The organism is Gordonia sp. NPDC003504, from assembly GCF_053587995.1.
Genome location: NZ_JBSFPC010000009.1, coordinates 164,766 through 182,290 on the forward strand (window position 1 = coordinate 164,766; position 17,525 = coordinate 182,290).

16 protein-coding genes are annotated in these 17,525 nt (G+C 65.7%); 8 read left to right on the plus strand and 8 right to left on the minus strand.

Features of this window, described 5'->3' with window-relative positions:
• Positions 1 to 4: 4 nt before the first annotated feature.
• The 6 genes from ACWDPV_RS17330 (at position 5) to ACWDPV_RS17355 (ending at position 7,029) form a co-directional block, all read left to right on the plus strand.
• Positions 5 to 556, plus strand: a complete 552-nt coding sequence (locus ACWDPV_RS17330; RefSeq protein WP_348803960.1) for a hypothetical protein — start codon at positions 5 to 7, stop codon at positions 554 to 556.
• Positions 557 to 562: 6 nt separating this feature from the next.
• Positions 563 to 1,645 carry an isocitrate/isopropylmalate dehydrogenase family protein gene (locus ACWDPV_RS17335; protein ID WP_449743982.1) on the plus strand — a complete coding sequence of 361 codons (1,083 nt, stop codon included), beginning with the start codon at positions 563 to 565 and terminating at the stop codon, positions 1,643 to 1,645.
• A 117-nt stretch (positions 1,646 to 1,762) separates the two neighbouring features.
• Positions 1,763 to 2,695, plus strand: a complete 933-nt coding sequence (locus ACWDPV_RS17340) for an ABC transporter substrate-binding protein (RefSeq protein WP_449743983.1) — start codon at positions 1,763 to 1,765, stop codon at positions 2,693 to 2,695.
• 5 nt (positions 2,696 to 2,700) lie between these two features.
• On the plus strand, positions 2,701 to 3,666 hold the full coding sequence (locus ACWDPV_RS17345) for an amino acid ABC transporter permease (RefSeq protein WP_449743984.1): 966 nt from the start codon (positions 2,701 to 2,703) through the stop codon (positions 3,664 to 3,666).
• Complete coding sequence (locus tag ACWDPV_RS17350) at positions 3,653 to 4,435, plus strand: amino acid ABC transporter ATP-binding protein (protein ID WP_348809987.1); 783 nt, start codon at positions 3,653 to 3,655, stop codon at positions 4,433 to 4,435. The genes ACWDPV_RS17345 and ACWDPV_RS17350 overlap by 14 nt, the downstream gene beginning before the upstream one ends.
• Before the next feature lie 194 nt (positions 4,436 to 4,629).
• Positions 4,630 to 7,029, plus strand: coding sequence for a protein kinase domain-containing protein (locus tag ACWDPV_RS17355; protein WP_449743985.1), 2,400 nt, complete (start codon positions 4,630 to 4,632; stop codon positions 7,027 to 7,029).
• A 13-nt stretch (positions 7,030 to 7,042) separates the two neighbouring features.
• Here the strand turns inward: ACWDPV_RS17355 and ACWDPV_RS17360 are convergent, their stop codons facing one another.
• The 3 genes from ACWDPV_RS17360 to ACWDPV_RS17370 all read right to left on the minus strand — a co-directional run bounded on the left by ACWDPV_RS17360 (position 7,043) and on the right by ACWDPV_RS17370 (position 9,670).
• Entirely contained in the window at positions 7,043 to 7,888 is an 846-nt protein-coding gene (locus ACWDPV_RS17360) for a class I SAM-dependent methyltransferase (protein ID WP_449743986.1), read from the minus strand.
• A 34-nt stretch (positions 7,889 to 7,922) separates the two neighbouring features.
• Positions 7,923 to 9,032: a class I SAM-dependent methyltransferase gene (locus ACWDPV_RS17365; protein ID WP_449743987.1), complete on the minus strand. Its 1,110-nt coding sequence runs from the start codon at positions 9,030 to 9,032 to the stop codon at positions 7,923 to 7,925.
• Between the two features lie 77 nt (positions 9,033 to 9,109).
• Positions 9,110 to 9,670 carry a 2'-5' RNA ligase family protein gene (locus tag ACWDPV_RS17370; RefSeq protein WP_449743988.1) on the minus strand — a complete coding sequence of 187 codons (561 nt, stop codon included), beginning with the start codon at positions 9,668 to 9,670 and terminating at the stop codon, positions 9,110 to 9,112.
• A 205-nt stretch (positions 9,671 to 9,875) separates the two neighbouring features.
• Here ACWDPV_RS17370 and rpsA point away from each other — a divergent pair, with 205 nt between their 5' ends.
• Both rpsA and aztD read left to right on the plus strand, forming a co-directional pair.
• Positions 9,876 to 11,351 (plus strand): 30S ribosomal protein S1, encoded by a 1,476-nt coding sequence (gene rpsA, locus ACWDPV_RS17375; RefSeq protein WP_348807507.1) that lies wholly within the window; start codon positions 9,876 to 9,878, stop codon positions 11,349 to 11,351.
• Positions 11,352 to 11,476: 125 nt separating this feature from the next.
• Positions 11,477 to 12,715 (plus strand): zinc metallochaperone AztD, encoded by a 1,239-nt coding sequence (gene aztD, locus ACWDPV_RS17380; protein WP_449743989.1) that lies wholly within the window; start codon positions 11,477 to 11,479, stop codon positions 12,713 to 12,715.
• A 224-nt stretch (positions 12,716 to 12,939) separates the two neighbouring features.
• On the opposite strand, the gene ACWDPV_RS17385 is transcribed toward aztD, so the two are convergent.
• The 5 genes from ACWDPV_RS17385 to ACWDPV_RS17405 form a co-directional block, all read right to left on the minus strand.
• Complete coding sequence (locus tag ACWDPV_RS17385; protein WP_449743990.1) at positions 12,940 to 13,755, minus strand: NADPH:quinone reductase; 816 nt, start codon at positions 13,753 to 13,755, stop codon at positions 12,940 to 12,942.
• Between the two features lie 20 nt (positions 13,756 to 13,775).
• On the minus strand, positions 13,776 to 14,252 hold the full coding sequence (locus ACWDPV_RS17390) for a MarR family winged helix-turn-helix transcriptional regulator (protein WP_449743991.1): 477 nt from the start codon (positions 14,250 to 14,252) through the stop codon (positions 13,776 to 13,778).
• 49 nt (positions 14,253 to 14,301) lie between these two features.
• Positions 14,302 to 15,282 (minus strand): zinc-binding dehydrogenase, encoded by a 981-nt coding sequence (locus ACWDPV_RS17395; RefSeq protein ID WP_449743992.1) that lies wholly within the window; start codon positions 15,280 to 15,282, stop codon positions 14,302 to 14,304.
• 194 nt (positions 15,283 to 15,476) lie between these two features.
• The gene (locus tag ACWDPV_RS17400) at positions 15,477 to 16,895 is read right to left on the minus strand and encodes a linalool dehydratase/isomerase domain-containing protein (protein WP_449743993.1); all 1,419 of its coding nucleotides are present in this window, start codon (positions 16,893 to 16,895) and stop codon (positions 15,477 to 15,479) included.
• Positions 16,892 to 17,515: a hypothetical protein gene (locus ACWDPV_RS17405; protein WP_449743994.1), complete on the minus strand. Its 624-nt coding sequence runs from the start codon at positions 17,513 to 17,515 to the stop codon at positions 16,892 to 16,894. The genes ACWDPV_RS17400 and ACWDPV_RS17405 overlap by 4 nt, the downstream gene beginning before the upstream one ends.
• Positions 17,516 to 17,525: the final 10 nt, after the last annotated feature.

Genomic DNA, 17,525 nt, shown 5'->3' on the forward strand with positions numbered 1-17,525 from the left:
GAGAATGGACGGCTACGACGAACCGCCGCGGCAACGATCACCCTGGGTGATCCCCGTCATCGTGGGAGTGGTGGTCGGGGTGATCGTCGTCGGCGCGGTCATTGTCGGCGTGAAATTATCACGGGGACAATGGAACTCGGTGGAAGCCGAGTCCGATTCGGGATCGACCACGAGCACCGTCGTGATCACCGAGACCGCCCCCGCGACCACGCCGACCACCGCCGAGACCAGCCGACCCTCGTCGACTGAGGACTTGGACGATTCCGGTGGTGGGGCCGATTCCGGTGGTCCGGACGGCGATGACACAGGCACCCCCGACCTGCCCGTGCCGCCGATTGCCGACACCGAGTGGTACGCACAGTTCGGCGCGTTCGATGACTACGGCGGCGCGGAGGCCGTACGCGACGAACACTACGGTTCGCTGATCCTGCCGGGTGAGATGGTGGGCTCGTCAAGCCGTTACGTGGTGGCCCGGCCGACCCGGTCGCGCGGTGACGCGGAGGACGTGTGCGCGCAGTTCTCCGACGGTGCGTGCATCGTCAAACACAGGAGCTGACACGACGTGACGGTACGTATCGGAGTCCTCAACGGCGACGGCATCGGCCCGGAGATCGTGCCGGTCGCGGTGGCCGTCGCCGATGCCGCGGCGGCGCATGAGGGATTCGAATTCGATTGGCTGTCCTTGCCTTTGGGGCGAGGGGCGATCGAGTCCCACGGCACGCCGATACCCCAACAGACCCTGGAGGCGCTCGATGCGCTCGACATCTGGGTACTCGGCCCACACGATTCGGCGGGCTACCCCGAACGCTTCGCCGGCGATCTGACACCCGGCGCGGTGATCCGGAAACGCTACGGCCTCTACGCCAACCTGCGCCCGTGCCGCGGCCTTCCGGGCGTGGGCGCGCTCGCACCCGAGATCGACGTCGTCATCGCCCGGGAGAACTCCGAAGGGCTCTACGCCGACCGCAACATGGCGGTCGGGTCGGGGGAATTCATGCCGACCCCGGACATCGCGTTGGCGGTCGGGGTGATCACACGGGCCGCAACCGAACGCATCGCACGGCAGGCGTGTGAGTTGGCCACGGAGAGATCGGGCCGGTTGACGATCGTGCACAAGGCCAACGTGCTGACGATGACCACCGGACTGTTCCGCGACGTGTGCCGGGAGGTCGCCGCCGGATACCCCGACCTGACGGTGACCGACGCGCACGTCGACGCCATGGCCGCCCTGCTGGTGCGCCGGCCCGGCGACTTCGACGTGATCGTCACCGAGAACCTCTTCGGCGACATCCTGTCCGACCTCGCCGGTGAACTCGCCGGGTCGCTCGGCATGGCCGGCTCGATCAACTGCTCGGACACCGTCGTTATGGCGCAGGCATCGCACGGCGCGGCGCCCGACATCGCAGGGCGCGGCGTCGCCAACCCGATCGCGATCATCTCGTCCACCTCGATGGCGTTGCGGTGGTACGGCAGGCGCACCACCGACGAGAGATTGACACGCGCCGCCGACGCGATCGATGCGGCGGTCACAGCGGCACTTGCCGACGGTGCGCTCACTCCCGATCTGGGTGGTTCGGCGACGACGGTGCAGGTGGGCGAGCGGGTGATCGCTCACCTGGACGGTCAGATCGGCTCAGCCGGTTAATCTTTCGTAACCAACCGGTGAAGTGGCCGTTCAGGCAGTAAGTTCAGACGCCGGGGGACACGGCAGTTTCGATTGGTTCAAACCTGCTCCGATGTCGGGGCGTGAAGGGGATGTGTGATGCGCGAGCGTTCAATCCGATCAGCAGCGATGCGGCTGCCGGGGATTCTCACGTTGTTGCTGGCGGTGATCGCGCTGGTGGTGGCGGGTTGCTCGAACGACGAGTCGACCGAGGGGAGCGGCGGTACCACCGCAATCCAACCCATCACCGTCGACGTGGCGAAGCAAGCCGACATCGCAGCGCTTCTGCCCGCCGAGATCGCGCAGTCAGGACAGCTGATCGTCGGTGTGAACGTTCCGTACGCACCCAATGAGTTCAAGGACAGCAGCGGAAAGATCATCGGCTTCGACGTCGACCTGATGAACGCCATCACCAAGGTCCTCGGCCTCACCCCGGTCTACAAGGAAGCCGACTTCGACAAGATCATCCCGTCGATCCAGGCAGGAACCTTCAACATCGGTATGTCCTCGTTCACCGACAACCTCGAGCGGCAGCAACAGGTCGACTTCGTCACCTACTTCAACGCCGGCACTCAGTGGGCGCAGCAGGCCGGTGGGAACATCGACCCGAACAATGCCTGCGGCAAGAGGGTCGCGGTGCAGGCCACGACCGTGCAGGACACCGACGAGATCCCGGCCAAGAGCAAGGCGTGCACCGATGCGGGTAAGCCGGCCATCGAGAAGGTGAAGTTCACCGATCAGTCCGAGGCCACCAACGCTCTCGTGCTGGGCCGCGTGGACGCGATGTCGGCGGATTCGCCGGTCACCGCGTACGCGATCAAACAGGCCGGCGGCAAGATCGAAGCGGCCGGTGGGGTTTTCGACTCGGCGCCCTACGGTTACCCGATCGCCAAGGGATCGCAGCTCGCGCAGGCCGTACAGAAGGCCGTTCAGTACCTGATCGACAACGGCCAGTACAAGACCATCACCGAGCATTGGGGCGTAGAGGCCGGAGCCATTCCGACCGCGGTCATCAACGGCGCAACGAGCTGACCGGGGTGAGCTCACCGGCAACCGGTCCGATCGGTGTGGGTTCTGACGATTCGTCAGGACCCGCACCGATCAAGGCGGTACCACTCAAGCATCCGGGGCAGTGGGTTGCCGCGGCGATCGTCCTCGTCCTGCTGTTCTTGTTCGTCTACGGCGCCGCCACCAACAGTGCCTACGGATGGAGCACCTACGCGAAGTACCTCTTCGACACCCGCATCCTCGAAGGTGTCGGGTACACCCTCGCGTTGACCGTGCTGTCGATGGTGATCGCCATCGTGCTCGGCGTGTTGCTGGCGGTCATGAGACTGTCGCCGAACCTTGTTCTGCGATCGGTGTCCTGGGTGTATCTCTGGATCTTCCGCGGCACGCCGGTGTACGTGCAGTTGGTGTTCTGGGGGCTCTTCCCGGCGCTGTACAAACAGATCGATCTCGGAATCCCGTTCGTCTACCAGTTCGCCCACTTCGACATCCAGTCACTCAACGCGGCATTCACCTTCGCGATGATCGGTCTGGCGCTCAACGAATCCGCCTACATGGCAGAGATCGTGCGCGCCGGTATCTCCTCGGTGGGCGAGGGGCAGACCGAGGCCTCGGTGGCGCTGGGGATGTCGTGGACCCAGACGATGCGGCGCACGGTGCTCCCTCAGGCCATGCGGGTCATCATCCCGCCGACCGGCAACGAGGTCATCAGCATGCTGAAGACCACCAGCCTGGTGACCGCCGTTCCGTTCAGCCTCGAGCTCTACGGCGTCGCGCACGATATTTCGGGTGTGAATTTCGAGCCGATTCCACTCCTGCTGGTCGCCTCGAGCTGGTATCTCGCGGTCACCAGCATTTTGATGGTCGGCCAGTTCTATCTCGAGCGTTACTACGCGAGAGGTGCCTCGAGGCAACTCACGGCCCGGCAGTTGAAGGCAATGGCGGCAGCGCAGAACAAGGTCGTCGTCGATGAGGAGAGCGATGAGCGTCGGTGACGTGAAGACGCAGCCCATGGTGCTGGCGGACCGCGTGTGCAAGAGTTTTGGGACTCTCCAGGTGCTCAAGGGCATCACTCTGGAGGTCGCGAAGGGCGAGGTCCTCTGCCTGATCGGCCCGTCCGGTTCGGGCAAGTCGACCTTCCTGCGCTGCGTCAATCACCTCGAGGTGGTCAACGCCGGACGCCTGTACGTCGACGGTGACCTCATCGGCTATCGGGAGCGTGGCGACAAACTCTACGAGATGAGCCCGAAGGATGCGGCCAAGCAACGTCGGGACATCGGGATGGTGTTTCAGCACTTCAACCTGTTCCCGCATCGGACGGCGCTGGAGAACGTGATCGAGGCGCCGACGCAGGTCAAGAAGCAGTCCAAGGACAAGGCCATCGCGAGGGCAAAAGAGCTACTCGACCGGGTGGGGTTGGCGGACAAGGCCGACACCTACCCGGCGCAACTGTCCGGTGGCCAGCAGCAACGTGTGGCGATCGCACGGGCGCTCGCAATGGACCCGAAACTGATGCTCTTCGACGAGCCCACCTCGGCGCTCGATCCCGAACTGGTAGGCGAGGTGCTCGGGGTGATGCGTGAACTCGCGGCATCGGGGATGACGATGGTTGTGGTCACCCACGAGATGGGTTTCGCCCGTGAGGTTGCCGATCAACTCGTCTTCATGGACGGTGGCGTCGTCGTCGAAAAGGGTGTTCCGCGCGAGGTTCTCGGAAATCCACAGCATGAACGGACAAAGGGTTTCCTGTCGAAGCTGTTATAAGAAATGGGTTGATTTCCATAACCGGGGAAGAGTGGCCGGGAAGCCCTGTTCCTTCGTTTGAATAACTATGTGCAGTACATTCTTTGGTGGTAAATGAGGGTGAACCGCCACCATTGTTCATGACTCTTCGCTACCGTGTTGATCGCGCTGATCGTCGCTTTTCTGCGCCTGGCGCGTCCACACGGAGGTAGATCATGCCACTCGAAACGGGTGCTGAATTCGCAGGCTATCGGGTCGTGCGTGCGCTGGGGTCGGGCGGGATGGGGGACGTCTACCTTGTCGAACATCCCCACCTGGGCCGGTTGGAGGCACTGAAACTCATATCTGCGCGTGGCGATGAGTCTTTCCAGCAGCGGTTCACCCGCGAGGCGCAAACGGCAGCATCTCTCAAACATCCCAGCATCGTCACCATCTATCACTACGGGGTTACCGACCAGGTTCCCTGGTTCACCATGGAATATATTGCAGGGGAGGATCTTTCACGTCATCAGCCGCTGCGTCCAGGCGACATCGGCACGATAGTCACGGCCACCGCGTCGGCGTTGGACTACGCGCACCAGCGAGATGTCGTTCACCGCGACGTCAAGCCGGGCAACATCATGATCACCCGCGACGGTCCGGGCACCGCGATCGAGCAGGTGACGCTGCTCGATTTCGGTATCGCCCGCCTCATCACCTCCAGCGCCCACTTGACAGCGACAGCCGCCTTTATCGGCACCCTGCACTACGCCGCACCGGAAATCCTCGACGGGAGTTCAGCCTCCGGCCGCTCTGATCAATACGCGTTGGGATGCACGGTTTTCGAGCTCTTGGCCGGACACCCCCCATTTGCCGGGGAACATCCCGGGGCCATCATGGCTGCGCACTGGAACTCGCCGCCGCCGCGATTGAGCGATGTGATTGCCGATTTTGCGCCTCTCGACGCTGCATTGGCCAGGGCGATGGCGAAGCGGCCGCCAGACCGCTACGCGTCATGTGGTGAATTCGCCGACGACATCCGAACCGGCCTCGCCCGACTGAACCCGAGCGTCCGTGACGCGACGACGGTCGTACGGCAGATCGGAGTCGCCGCGGTTGCGCCGATGGCCTCAGAAGCGACGTCGGCAACTCAGATTGTCTCGCGGCCCGCTCCGAGTAGTCGCCCCGTAACCGCTCCCCGGGTGGCGCCGCCGATCTCGAACCCTGGCATGCCGCCGATCTCGAACCCTGGCATGTCACCACTCTCGAATCCTGGAATGATCGACCCGAGGGGCAATTCCCCGTTCGCCAATTCCCCGTTCGGGCCGCCGAATCCGGCGAGCGGAGCGGTGTCCGGCGAATCGGGTCGCCCCACCGACGCACGTCGGGCGAGGCGTCGGCGAGTCATGATGATCGGCGTCCCGGTACTGGTCCTTCTCGTGGTCGCTGCGGTGGTGGCGGGGCTGGTCCTGTGGCCCGACGGCGAGTCGTCCGCTGACTCGATCGCCGGCGCGAATGCCGCACCCGTCGAACCAACACGTGTGTCCGAGATCATCCAGGTGTCGTTGGACGGGGTGCCGGTGGCGCACAACGCCTCTGACTCCACGCTGGACCCGGCGGGCGATGGGAAGGCGGTCTGCGGCTCATCGACGAAACTGGCGCTCATGGCGCCGTTGAGCGGGGCCCGCGCCGAAACCGCCAGTACCCTGCCGAACAGTGTTCGGATGGCGATCGATGCGCATAACTCGGCGAACCCCGAATGCCAGGTGGGCATCGCCCAGTTCGACACGCAGGCATCGGCCGACACCGCTGCCCGGGTGGCTCAGACCGCCGCCGCCGATCCGTCGATCATCGGCCTGATCGGCCCGTGGTCATCTGCAGAGTCTGCGGCGACGGGCCCTGTACTTGCGCCGGTGGGGCTTGCATTTGCGAGCCCGTCGGCAACGAGAAGCGTGCTCCTCGAGCAGAACTGGGGCAACTTCTTCATGGGCGCCGCGTACGAGGGGGTCCTCAACCGGGCAATCGCCCTCTATCTCCGGGGCGAGGGGTACCGCCGCGTATGTGTGGTCAGTGACGACGACGCGTACACCGCCGCCGCGGCGCGGATGTTCGCATCGAACCTCGGTGCCGCGGCCGACAACTCCTGTGTGATCACCGTGCCGGTGGGTAGTGAACAGTTTCCACAGCAGGTGCAGCAGGTCAAGAGTCAGGCACCAGACGCCGTCTTCTACCTCGGAGTGACCGACGAGGCGGCGCCATTCGTCGATCAACTACGCTCCGCGGGCCTGGCGGCGCCGATCTACGCCGGCGGCGACGGAGTGGTGAACCGATCGTTCTTCGCCATCACCGGACCGCAGGGATCGGGGGTACGCCTCACCTGTGAATGTGGCCCGGCCGCACCCGCATTCGTCAGTGACTACCGGGAGCGATATGGGCGGGAACCGCACTTCTTCGCCGCCGAGAGCTACGATCTGACGGCCATCATGCTCAAGGCGATCGATTCCGGGGTTCGTGACCGCGCGAGGATGGTGAACTTTCTGCGCAACTTTCACGGCGCCGGGATGGCCCGCGATTACGAATGGTTGGGCACCGGTGCGTTATCGCAGCCCACCGCGTGGATTTACCAGATCAGGTGAGGTGTGACCGGGATCAGTCGGGCTTCGTGCAGCAGAAGATCGCTGTACCCGGAAAGTAGCTGCCGCGCAACGGACTCCACTGTCCCCATTCGCGTTCCAGGTCGTCGGGCCACTCGGGTTCCACGATGTCGTCGAGAATCATTCCAGCCGAACGGATCTCGCGGACTCGATCACCGATCGTCCGATGATGCTCGACATAGGTGATCGTGCCGTCTGCGTCGACCTCCGAGTACGGCGTCCGGTTGAAGTAGGGGATGGCCACGGTCAGACCGTCCGGGCCGGGGTCGTCGGGGAACATCCAGCGCATCGGGTGATTGATCGAAAAGACCCACCGCCCACCGGGAATGAGGATGCGGGCGACCTCGGCCATCACGGTCGCGGAGTCGGCGACGAAGGGGACGGCCCCGAACGAGGAGAAGGCGATGTCGAACGAGGTGTCGGCAAAGGGCAGCGATTCGGCGTTGGCCTGAACCAGCGGCACCCGTTGCTCGCCGAAGAGTTCCATCGCGGCGATGCCGTAGCCCAGCATGCCGCGGGACAGATCGGTGGCCACGACGTGTGCGCCGCGGGTCGCGAGCCACCGCGAGCACGGCGCCGAACCGCATCCCACTTCCAGCACGGTGCGTCCCCGAACGTCGCCGAGAAGGTGCGCATCGGCCTCGTGCAGATTCTCCGGACACCACACGAAGTCGCCGCCGGCCACATCGGCGCCGAGGAAATCCCCGTGCTCGCGGTGATACTCACGGCTTTCCAGATCCCACCACGAGCGGTTGGCCCGCTCGCTGACCGCCGAGTCGATGTCACCGAGGATCCGCGGTTGGTGTGGTGAATCGGGCGTCGACGGATCAGGAGAGTTCACGCAGCGAGTGTAGAGCGGGATCGGCCACAGGCGGTTACGCCGTCAACTCGTAGAAGCGGAACAACGAGAAGCCATCGATCGGCAACACTGTCATGTCGTGGAATCCGGCGTTCATCGCGTAGGTGCGGAGAGTGTCGGGTCGCATCACCGTGCCGGTGGCCGCCGACGGCGTCGACGACATGCCGTCGGGCAGGCAGATGAACAGCGAGAAGCCGTACATCAGGCGGTCGACCTCGGAGGCCGGCCCGGCAAACGCGGGGGAGACGGCCTCGTCCATGACGATCATCGAACCGCCGGGCGCGAGTGCCTGCCGCACCGCGCGGAGGACCTCCACCGGTCGGGGCATGTCGTGGACGCACTCGAAGGCGAAGGCCAGATCGAAGGGCTCGCCGCCGGCGAGGGTCGCGGCGTCGGCGACCTCGAAGCGAACCCGTGCGGCCATCCCGGCCTCGTCGGCATTGCCGCGGGCCGCGTCCACCGATTTCTCGTCGACGTCGAGTCCGACGAGGGTGCTCTCGGGGTAGGCGGCCGCGAGGGCGATCGTGGACCACCCGAAACCGCATCCGATGTCGGCGACCCGGGCACCCGGGCGGCGCAGCCGCCGGTCCACCTCGGGGACTGACGCCAACGCCGGCGCCAGCGCGCGCTCGAACCAGGGACGGTTCAACGCCGACTGGCACTCGCGTGCGTCGGCGCCGAACCGATGCCAGCTGACGCCGCCACCGCCGCGGTAGGCGTCGAGGAGTTCGGGGAGGCGGCCGAAGGCGGCGGCGAAGATCCGGGGCAGTTCCCCGAGATAGGCGAGACTGTGCCGGTCGAGCAGGACTTCCGCTGCGCCCGGCGACAGGGCGAATCGCGGCGGGGTGGTCCCGAGGTCGACGCTCACCAGCTCGTAGGCGGCCTGCATCTCCAGCCACTCGCGGGCGTAGCGCGGATCGGTGCCGGTGCGTTGTGCCAGATCGGCTGACGTCGTCGGGCCGTGGTCGGCGAGATCGGCGTACCAGCCCATCCGTTCCCCGATGTACACGCTCATGAACTCCGAGACGTGCAGGGCGTCGACGAAGAGTCGTTCGGCGACGGAGTCGGCGTCGGCCATCGCGAGGCTGTCGGCGGCAGGCGCATCGAGGGGACTGGGGTCGGTCATGGTCCCAGGGTCCGCTTGCCGCCACCGATAGTCGACCGTTTTGTCCGATCGATATACGACTCAGCAGGGCAACCGACTCAGCAGGCCCGGCCGCCGACGATGTGCTCGGAGACCGTGTCGGGATCCCAGCGGCGCAGCGCGGTGATCGTCGTCGGTGCGTCCGGCGGCGCCGCGACCGTCCCGAGTACCCGCAGGACATCGGGGATCGCCTCGACCTCGACGCGACGGGCCAACGTCACGTGCGGCGTCCAGTGGCCCGGCCGGCAGTGGTCGAACAGTCCGGACTCATGCCCGTCCGACGTCGCGTGCTCGGACCCGAGGCGGACGATCGCCGAGTGCATCGACAGAAGTTCCGTCGTCGGCACCACCAGGCGGGCGACGACGCGTCGGTGTCCGTCGCCGAAGACCACGATGCCGCCGAGCGACGCCGGAAACGGCAGCCGCATCGCGACCGTGGACAGTGCTGCGTCGATGCCGGAGGCGATGTGACCGGCGGCGATGGCGGTGACGTGTGGGCGGTTGGTCGACGACCGGATCGAGGCCTGGTTGGGTAGTCCGGCGTCGGCCAGGGCGGCCCATTGGTGCCGGATTCGCTGGTCAGAGGTGTCGTCGAGGAGGAATTCCACCGAGTGCGCCACCGTTGCACCTCTCGTCGTCGCTCGGGAGACCTGACGCCTCGGGCGCTCCGGAGGGCATTTGCCCAGCACAACGCCGCTGGAGTACCCTTATCGACGCGCGTGTGCTGTATCTCGCGCGGTTGCGTCTGCCCTCAGGTGAGGGCACGCCCCCCAAGCACGACCAAAACTGTACCTACTACATACCTGTCCGGAGCAACTCACCAATATGCCGTCCTCCACCATCACCTCGCCGCAAGTAGCCGTCAACGACATCGGCTCGGCTGAGGACTTTCTCGCCGCCATCGACTCCACGATCAAGTACTTCAACGACGGCGACATCGTCGAAGGCACCATCGTCAAGGTCGACCGCGACGAGGTTCTGCTCGACATCGGTTACAAGACCGAAGGCGTGATCCCCTCACGCGAACTCTCGATCAAGCACGACGTCGACCCCAATGAGGTCGTCAACGTCGGCGACGAGGTCGAGGCCCTGGTTCTGACCAAGGAAGACAAAGAGGGTCGGCTGATCCTGTCCAAGAAGCGCGCACAGTACGAGCGCGCCTGGGGCACGATCGAGGAGCTCAAGGAGAAGGACGAGGCCGTCAAGGGCACCGTCATCGAGGTCGTCAAGGGCGGCCTGATCCTCGACATCGGCCTGCGTGGCTTCCTCCCGGCATCGCTGGTGGAGATGCGTCGCGTGCGCGATCTGCAGCCGTACATCGGCAAGGAGATCGAGGCCAAGATCATCGAGCTCGACAAGAACCGCAACAACGTGGTGCTCTCGCGCCGCGCGTGGCTCGAGCAGACCCAGTCCGAGGTCCGCAGCGAGTTCCTGCACCAGCTGCAGAAGGGACAGGTCCGCAAGGGCGTCGTCTCCTCGATCGTCAACTTCGGTGCGTTCGTCGATCTCGGCGGCGTCGACGGTCTGGTGCACGTCTCCGAGCTGTCCTGGAAGCACATCGATCATCCGTCCGAGGTCGTCACCGTCGGTGACGAGGTCACCGTCGAGGTTCTCGACGTCGATCTCGACCGTGAGCGGGTCTCGTTGTCGCTCAAGGCGACTCAGGAAGATCCGTGGCGTCAGTTCGCCCGTACCCACGCGATCGGTCAGATCGTTCCGGGCAAGGTCACCAAGCTGGTGCCGTTCGGTGCGTTCGTCCGCGTCGACGAGGGCATCGAGGGCCTGGTGCACATCTCCGAGCTGGCCGAGCGCCACGTCGAGGTCCCGGACCAGGTTGTCGCCGTCGGCGACGACGCGATGGTCAAGGTCATCGACATCGACCTCGAGCGTCGCCGGATCTCGCTGAGCCTCAAGCAGGCCAACGAGGATTACACCGAGGAGTTCGACCCGTCGAAGTACGGCATGGCCGACAGCTACGACGAGCAGGGCAACTACATCTTCCCCGAGGGCTTCGACGCCGAGACCAACGAATGGCTCGAAGGCTTCGAGAAGCAGCGTGAGGCATGGGAGGCCCGGTACGCCGAGGCCGAGCGTCGCCACAAGATGCACACCGCCCAGATCGAGAAGTTCGCCGCAGCCGCGGCCGAGGCTGAGAAGGCCCCGTCGGACTACTCGTCGGCATCGGAGAGCCGTAGCGCGTCGACCTCGTCGTCGTCCTCGTCCTCGTCGTCGGCCGGTGGTTCGCTCGCCAGCGACGAGCAGCTCGCCGCGCTTCGCGAGAAGCTGTCGGGCAACGCCTGATCGCGCCCTGACGTAAGTCAACTGAACTCCCCGGCCCGGGTTTGGGCCGGGGAGTTCTGTCTTACCGGGACATCGGACACATTGTCTTTTGACAATAATTTTCATTACCGGGTTGACTGTCCGTTGTGTATGCGAAACCGACAATTCCGACCAAGATCATTGCCCTGGCATCGGTGGCCTCGTTCGCGCTGGTCGCCTGCGGAACGGACTCTTCCTCCTCCGAGGACACCTCGCCCGCGGCGTCGTCGCCGGTGGCCACCGAACAGGACAGTGCGACACCGCGACTCGCGCTGTCGTATGACGGGGGTGTGTTGATCCTCGACGCGAACTCGCTCGACCAGGTCGCCGACATCCCGGTCGAGGGCTTCACCCGACTCAACTCGGCCGGCAACGGCCGCAACGTGTTCGTGTCCACGAGCGACGGATTCCAGGTGCTGGACATGGGTACCTGGACGGAATCCCATGGCGACCACGGACACTCCTACACGGCCACGCCGGCCATGACGGACATGCGATTCGGTGGCACAAAGCCCGGCCACGTCGTGCCGCACGACGGGCGGATCACGTTGTTCTCCGACGGCACCGGCGAAGTCGACATCGTCGACCCCGATGCGCTCGCCGAGGGGAGAGCCGAATCGACGAGCCATACCGTGCCCGAACCCCACCACGGTGTCGCGGTGGCGCGCGCAGACAACACGCTCGTCGTGTCGGTCGGCAATGAGGACGAGCGCAGCGGGATCGCCATTCTGGATGGTGACCGCCAGGAGATCGCCCGTAACGACCAATGCCCCGGCATTCACGGCGAATCCGGCGCCGCCGACGGAGTACTCACCTTCGGCTGCGAGGACGGCATCCTGATCGTGCGCGGCAACGAGATTCAGAAGGTGCAGAGCCCCGATGCATACGGCCGCATCGGCAACCAGGCCGGTGACGAATCGTCGCCGATCTCGTTCGGCGACTACAAGAAGGAGCAGGACGCCGAACTCGAGCGCCCGCAACAGTTCTCGCTGACCGACACCCGCAACGGCACGATCCGGATCGTGCCGATCGCCACCAGCTACAGCTTCCGGTCGCTGGAACGGGGCCCCAACGGTGAGGCGGTACTCCTCGGCACCGACGGCGCGATCCACGTCTTCGACGTGAACACCGGCGCCGAGATCAGGTCCATTCCGGCGATCGGCGCCTGGACCGAACCCGATGAATGGCAGTCACCGATGCCGAACATGGTCGTGCAGAACGGGGTGGCCTATGTCAGCGACCCGAATGCGAAGACGATCACCGCGTTCGATCTCGCCGACGGGAAGCAGAAGGATCAGGCGCAGTTGCCGCAGGCGACCATTGAGTTGACGGGCGTGACCGGCTGAGGCGGCGAGACTGCTCGCGGATCGTACGGGCCACGCCGATTCCTCGGAGTCAGTTCAGCGCCAACACCACTCGACCGGCCGGACTCCCGTTCTCGACCGTCTGATGGGCTTGCACGATGGCGTCGAGGGTGAGTTCGTCGGAGACCCCGATGGTGAGTGACCCGTCGACCAACGCCGCGGTGAGCTCGAGCGCGGCAGCATGTTTGACCTCCGGTGCAAAATCGTCACTGCCCAGGAGTCGAAGGGTGGTATCGGCGAATCCGAGTTTCCAATACGGGATCTCGGGCCGGTCGGCGCTGCTGTAGTAGGCGCTGATGGTGCCGCCGACGGCGACGACATCGGGCATCGAGGTCGATGTGACGTGCGAAGTCGACGTCGGCGATGCGGTGCGCCCCGTCGGGAGCAATGTCACGTATCCGGGCGGACAGGTCGGGATCGGAGTACATCAGTGCGTGGTGTGCCCCCAATTGCGTTGCGGTCGAACGCTGCTCAGGATTCCGCACCACCGCGATGACGGTGGCACCGCCGCGCGCCGCCATCTGGGTGGCGACCGATCCGACGCCGCCCGCGGCGCCGTGCACGAGAACGGCCAGCCCGTCCACGGGTCCATCGGCAAAGACCGAGCGATAGCCGGTGATACCGGTGATGCCCAGCACTGCGGCCTGGCGGAGGACTCCGGCGTCTGAGCCGTCCGGTAGCGGCACCGCGAGATCGGCAGGGACAACGGTGAACTCGGCGGCGGTGCCGAACGGTCGATAGGACTGGGCGCCGTACACCCACACAGGTGAGCCGACACTCACGCTGCCGACGCCGTCCCCGAGTGCGTCGACGATTCCGGAACCGTCGCTATGCGGGATGACCCGCGGGTACGGCATCGGCGAGTTCTGCCAGCCGGATCGCTTCTTGACATCGCCAGGGCTGATTCCTGAGTAGGACAACCGGATTCGGACCTCACCCGGTCCCGGATCGGGTACGGGCAATTCGCCGACGTGCAGTACGTCGGCGGCGGGACCACGCTCGTCGTACCAGGCAGCACGCATCGTCGATCTCCTTTCGGTTGTCAGCGTCCGTCGTGGCGAGCCGACGAGTCCACCAGCGCGATCCGCATCTGGGTGAGCAGGGCATCGATCTCGGAACCCGGGGGCCACGTCGTGTCGACCACCTCATGGACCACCGCACGAGCCTCGTGATAGATCTCGACACCGCGTGCGGTGAGTGTGAGGGTGTGGCTGCGCCTGTCTGTGGGGTTGCTGACTCGTTCGAGGAGTCCGTCACGAACCAGGCCGTCGACGATCTTGCTGGCGGCACCGGTGGTGATGGCCAGCGTGGTCGCGATGTCGCCCGGCCGGATGTCGTGCCCACGCGCGACGACGGTGATCGTCTCCACGTAGGCGAGTCGTGGGAGTTGTCGGGCGGCAAGGGCATCGTCGACCTGCCGCCAGAGCCGCGACTCGACCTCTACGAGTAGACGTAGCCGGGTGAGGCCGTCCGAGCTGGTGACGAGTGGTGGACGGGGACTCGATGGAGTGTTTGTCATGCTGGGTCCTGTCGAGTTGGTCATCTTGTGTCGGGCGATGGCTACATCGTCACCACGATCTTGCCCGGCTTCCGTTCGCCGTCGAGCATCGCGTGGATGGTGCGGACGTCGCCGAAACCGAATCGGTAGGCGACCTGGGACGGAATGCGACCGGATTCGACGCCGGCGATGATGTCGGCGAGCGGCTCTCCGTGATCGGTAGCGCGGGAGTCCCGACGAGCTGACTGGGGAAGAACGCCACGGCCACCGCCGGACCGAGGTCGGTCATGATGTTGACGTCGTCGAGGACCGGCGGGCCGGCAAGAAGGCCCACGACCGCGACTTCGCGGAACGGGCGCACCATGGCGGTGCTGTCGACGATGCCGGGTCCACCGATCACGTCGAGTACTCCGTCGACGGCACCTCCGGCCGCCTCGATGACCCGATCGGCGATGGCATCGCCCTCCACCACGACGTGCCGGGCTCCGAACCGCTGGACGTCCGGGATCGTGGATTCGTCACGGACGGTGGCGATCACCCGTGCTCCGACCACATGCGTCGCATACGCGATCGTACTCAGTCCGAGTGCAGCCGTGCCACCGCGCACCACGAGGGTCTCGCCCGCCGAGATCCGCAGTCGCCGCGACACCGCGCCCCATGCGGTGAGGTACGACTGCGGGAGCGCCGCCAGATCTCCCCACGACAGCGATGTCTCGGGCAGGGCCACCACGTTGCTGCGCAGGACGACCACCTCTTCGGCGTAACTGCCGGTGCGGTCGAACTGGAGTCCGCCCATGATGGTGGCCACCGCGGTCCCCGGCGCGAACACCCCCGCCGGGTCGTCGATGATCTCGCCGACGGCCTCGATCCCGGGCACCACCGTTCCGTCGAGCGGTCCCATCACACCGAGCCGACGGTATCGCTCGGCGGCGTTGATTCCGAACGCGCGGACCGCGATCCGGACCTCGTCGGGACCTGCCGTGCGGGTGGGCAGGTCCTGGAGTTCGAGTACTTCGGGTCCGCCGATGGCTGTTGCCACCCATGCCTTCATGTCCTTCACCTCTCCTGCTGATTTCTCGTATGACGGAAGTATCTGTCGAGATGACTACTTCCATGGAAGATATTAACCAGGAAGGAATTGACTGGCAAGTGACGTGCACCGTACATCGTCATCTCGTCGGAGCCGATACCGTCGCGCCGCAGGTGTGCCGGTGGTGTGGTCCGTCGGAGGAGCCCCGTGTCCGGTCAGACGAGGGGGCGGACGTGAACCTCGGAGCGGTTCCGCAGATCCACGTCGAGCAATGCCGTGCCGTCGGCGCGTGCGAGAACGTCGGGATCGACCGCCCCGGTCACCGAATAACGCGTGCCCGGATTCAAGCGGTCGAGTCGGAGGGCGACTCGTCGTGGTCCGGAACCCGGCCGGAGGACGAGTTCCAGGGCGTCGCCGTCGGTGACCGCCTTCGCGACGAGAACCTCCGGGTACGCGGCGGTGGCCAGTCGCGGTCCGGTTCGCCATGCGTCCGGAACGTCGCCCGTCGCAAGGGCTCGCATGCGCCCCGGGCCCGACATCCGGCCGAGTACGTGGGCGCAGTTCACCCAGGTCGAGACCTTCGCCAATTTTGCTGCGCCGGTGGGTGATCGGTCGTAGCCGATGTCGGAGTCGATCTTGTCGGCGATGGCGGTGGCGACCTCGGTGTCGCCCATTTCGCGAGCGGCGATCAGCAGATTGACCCAGGCCCAGCCGTCGCCTCTGCGATATGAGCCCACGTCGAGGTGATCCACCGGGGTCGTCCGCAGGGTGATGCGCTTCTTGCGGTGCAGTATCCGGTTGCGACGCAACGTGTCCCAGGTCTGTTCGGCCAGGTCGGGCATGAGTCCGTTGAGCCAATAGGTCATCACGGCGTCGTTGGCGACCATCGGTGGGAACACCAATCCCAGTGGGCCCCGTCCGAAGACGAAACGGCCGTCGCGTCGGCGATAGTGGTTCTCGCTCATCGACAGGCGCATTTTGTCCGGCAGATCGGCGGTCAGATCCGTGCCGTGCAGGCGGTCGTAGCCACGCAGACCGACCATGGCGACCGCGTTGCACATCGGGTAGATCAGATGCGGCTCACACGGATACATCGTGTGCGGGCTCCGGCGCATGTTCCGCTCGATCGCGTGCGCAATCGCGGTGTAGCTGTAGCGGTACGACTTTCGCGCGTTCCACTGCAGTCGGAGACTGCCGTGATCGTCGAACTCGTGTGCGTCGTTCACGGTCTCGTAGAAGGCGAGCATGGCCGCGAAGAAGCCGGTGTACATCACGTTCCCGAACACCATGGGGTCGGGATTCCATCGGCCGTAGCCGGCCAACTGCTCCGACGCCCAGTAACCCCAGACTCGTTTGTCGCACATCTTGCGGATCAGATTCGCCTGCGCCTCGGCGAGATACCCGCCGAAGGCGGGGGTCCGGGTGAACTGCGCCATCGACAGCGAGTAGCCCGCGTAGCTCAACTGGTAGCGCAGCGCACTGCCGCCGATCTGTTCCAGCCGGGTGAGGCCGGTGAAGTCATCGACCGGCTGCAGCGCGATATCGAGGAGGTAGCGCAGCGCGGCGAGGTCCTCGGGTGACGACTCGACGACGTCGGTGGCCGTGGTGTGCTGCGCGATGGTCGAGTTGGTCATGCAAGACGCTCCGGTCGTGTCGGGGCGGCCACCCGGGCCGCCAGGGCGATGACGATTCCCGCGAGGCATGCGGTCGCCAGGATCGCCGGGAGGGCGATCGTCGCGATCGTCGAGGTCAGACGGAAGAGGCCGACCAGGTGCAGGTCGAGTTGCAGGAACAGCAGCAGGGTGGCGCCGATTGTGGTGGCGGAGATACCCGTCGCCAGTGGCCCGCGCAGGCGCGACGTCCGGCGCCCGATCGCCGCCGACAGTCCGATCGCGGCCACGGTCGCGGCAGCCAGAAGCAGGCTCTGGGTGAGCCATGACCACCGAGCCGCGGAGCCCTCGGCAATACCGAGAGCCATCAACGCCACGCTGAACGGCAGATACAGTGCGCACCCCAACGCCGCGGCCTGCAGCATCGTCGGAACAGCCGACCGCAGACGCGGCGGTGCCGACGGTTCGGTGTGCCGACCGACGATGACATCGAACGGGTCGCGGAAGACCGGGCGCTCGCCGGCGTCGCCGGGTCCGCTCCGCGATGCCGTCGGTGCGAACCCGCCGTCGTCGCGTGCCTCCGTCCACGGCATGAACCGGGCCCCGACACCGAGCAGTACGGCAACCACGATGCAGCACGACATGGTCTCGCTC

What these genes read in the sequence shown, in the direction of transcription:
- ACWDPV_RS17395 (WP_449743992.1), bottom strand. Translation starts at nt 15,282, where the DNA reads ATGAAGGCATGGGTGGCAACAGCCATCGGCGGACCCGAAGTACTCGAA.
- rpsA (WP_348807507.1), top strand. Translation starts at nt 9,876, where the DNA reads ATGCCGTCCTCCACCATCACCTCGCCGCAAGTAGCCGTCAACGACATC.
- ACWDPV_RS17365 (WP_449743987.1), bottom strand. Translation starts at nt 9,032, where the DNA reads ATGACCGACCCCAGTCCCCTCGATGCGCCTGCCGCCGACAGCCTCGCG.
- ACWDPV_RS17400 (WP_449743993.1), bottom strand. Translation starts at nt 16,895, where the DNA reads ATGACCAACTCGACCATCGCGCAGCACACCACGGCCACCGACGTCGTC.
- ACWDPV_RS17330 (WP_348803960.1), top strand. Translation starts at nt 5, where the DNA reads ATGGACGGCTACGACGAACCGCCGCGGCAACGATCACCCTGGGTGATC.
- ACWDPV_RS17355 (WP_449743985.1), top strand. Translation starts at nt 4,630, where the DNA reads ATGCCACTCGAAACGGGTGCTGAATTCGCAGGCTATCGGGTCGTGCGT.
- ACWDPV_RS17390 (WP_449743991.1), bottom strand. Translation starts at nt 14,252, where the DNA reads ATGACAAACACTCCATCGAGTCCCCGTCCACCACTCGTCACCAGCTCG.
- ACWDPV_RS17385 (WP_449743990.1), bottom strand. Translation starts at nt 13,755, where the DNA reads ATGCGTGCTGCCTGGTACGACGAGCGTGGTCCCGCCGCCGACGTACTG.
- ACWDPV_RS17340 (WP_449743983.1), top strand. Translation starts at nt 1,763, where the DNA reads ATGCGCGAGCGTTCAATCCGATCAGCAGCGATGCGGCTGCCGGGGATT.
- ACWDPV_RS17405 (WP_449743994.1), bottom strand. Translation starts at nt 17,515, where the DNA reads ATGTCGTGCTGCATCGTGGTTGCCGTACTGCTCGGTGTCGGGGCCCGG.
- ACWDPV_RS17350 (WP_348809987.1), top strand. Translation starts at nt 3,653, where the DNA reads ATGAGCGTCGGTGACGTGAAGACGCAGCCCATGGTGCTGGCGGACCGC.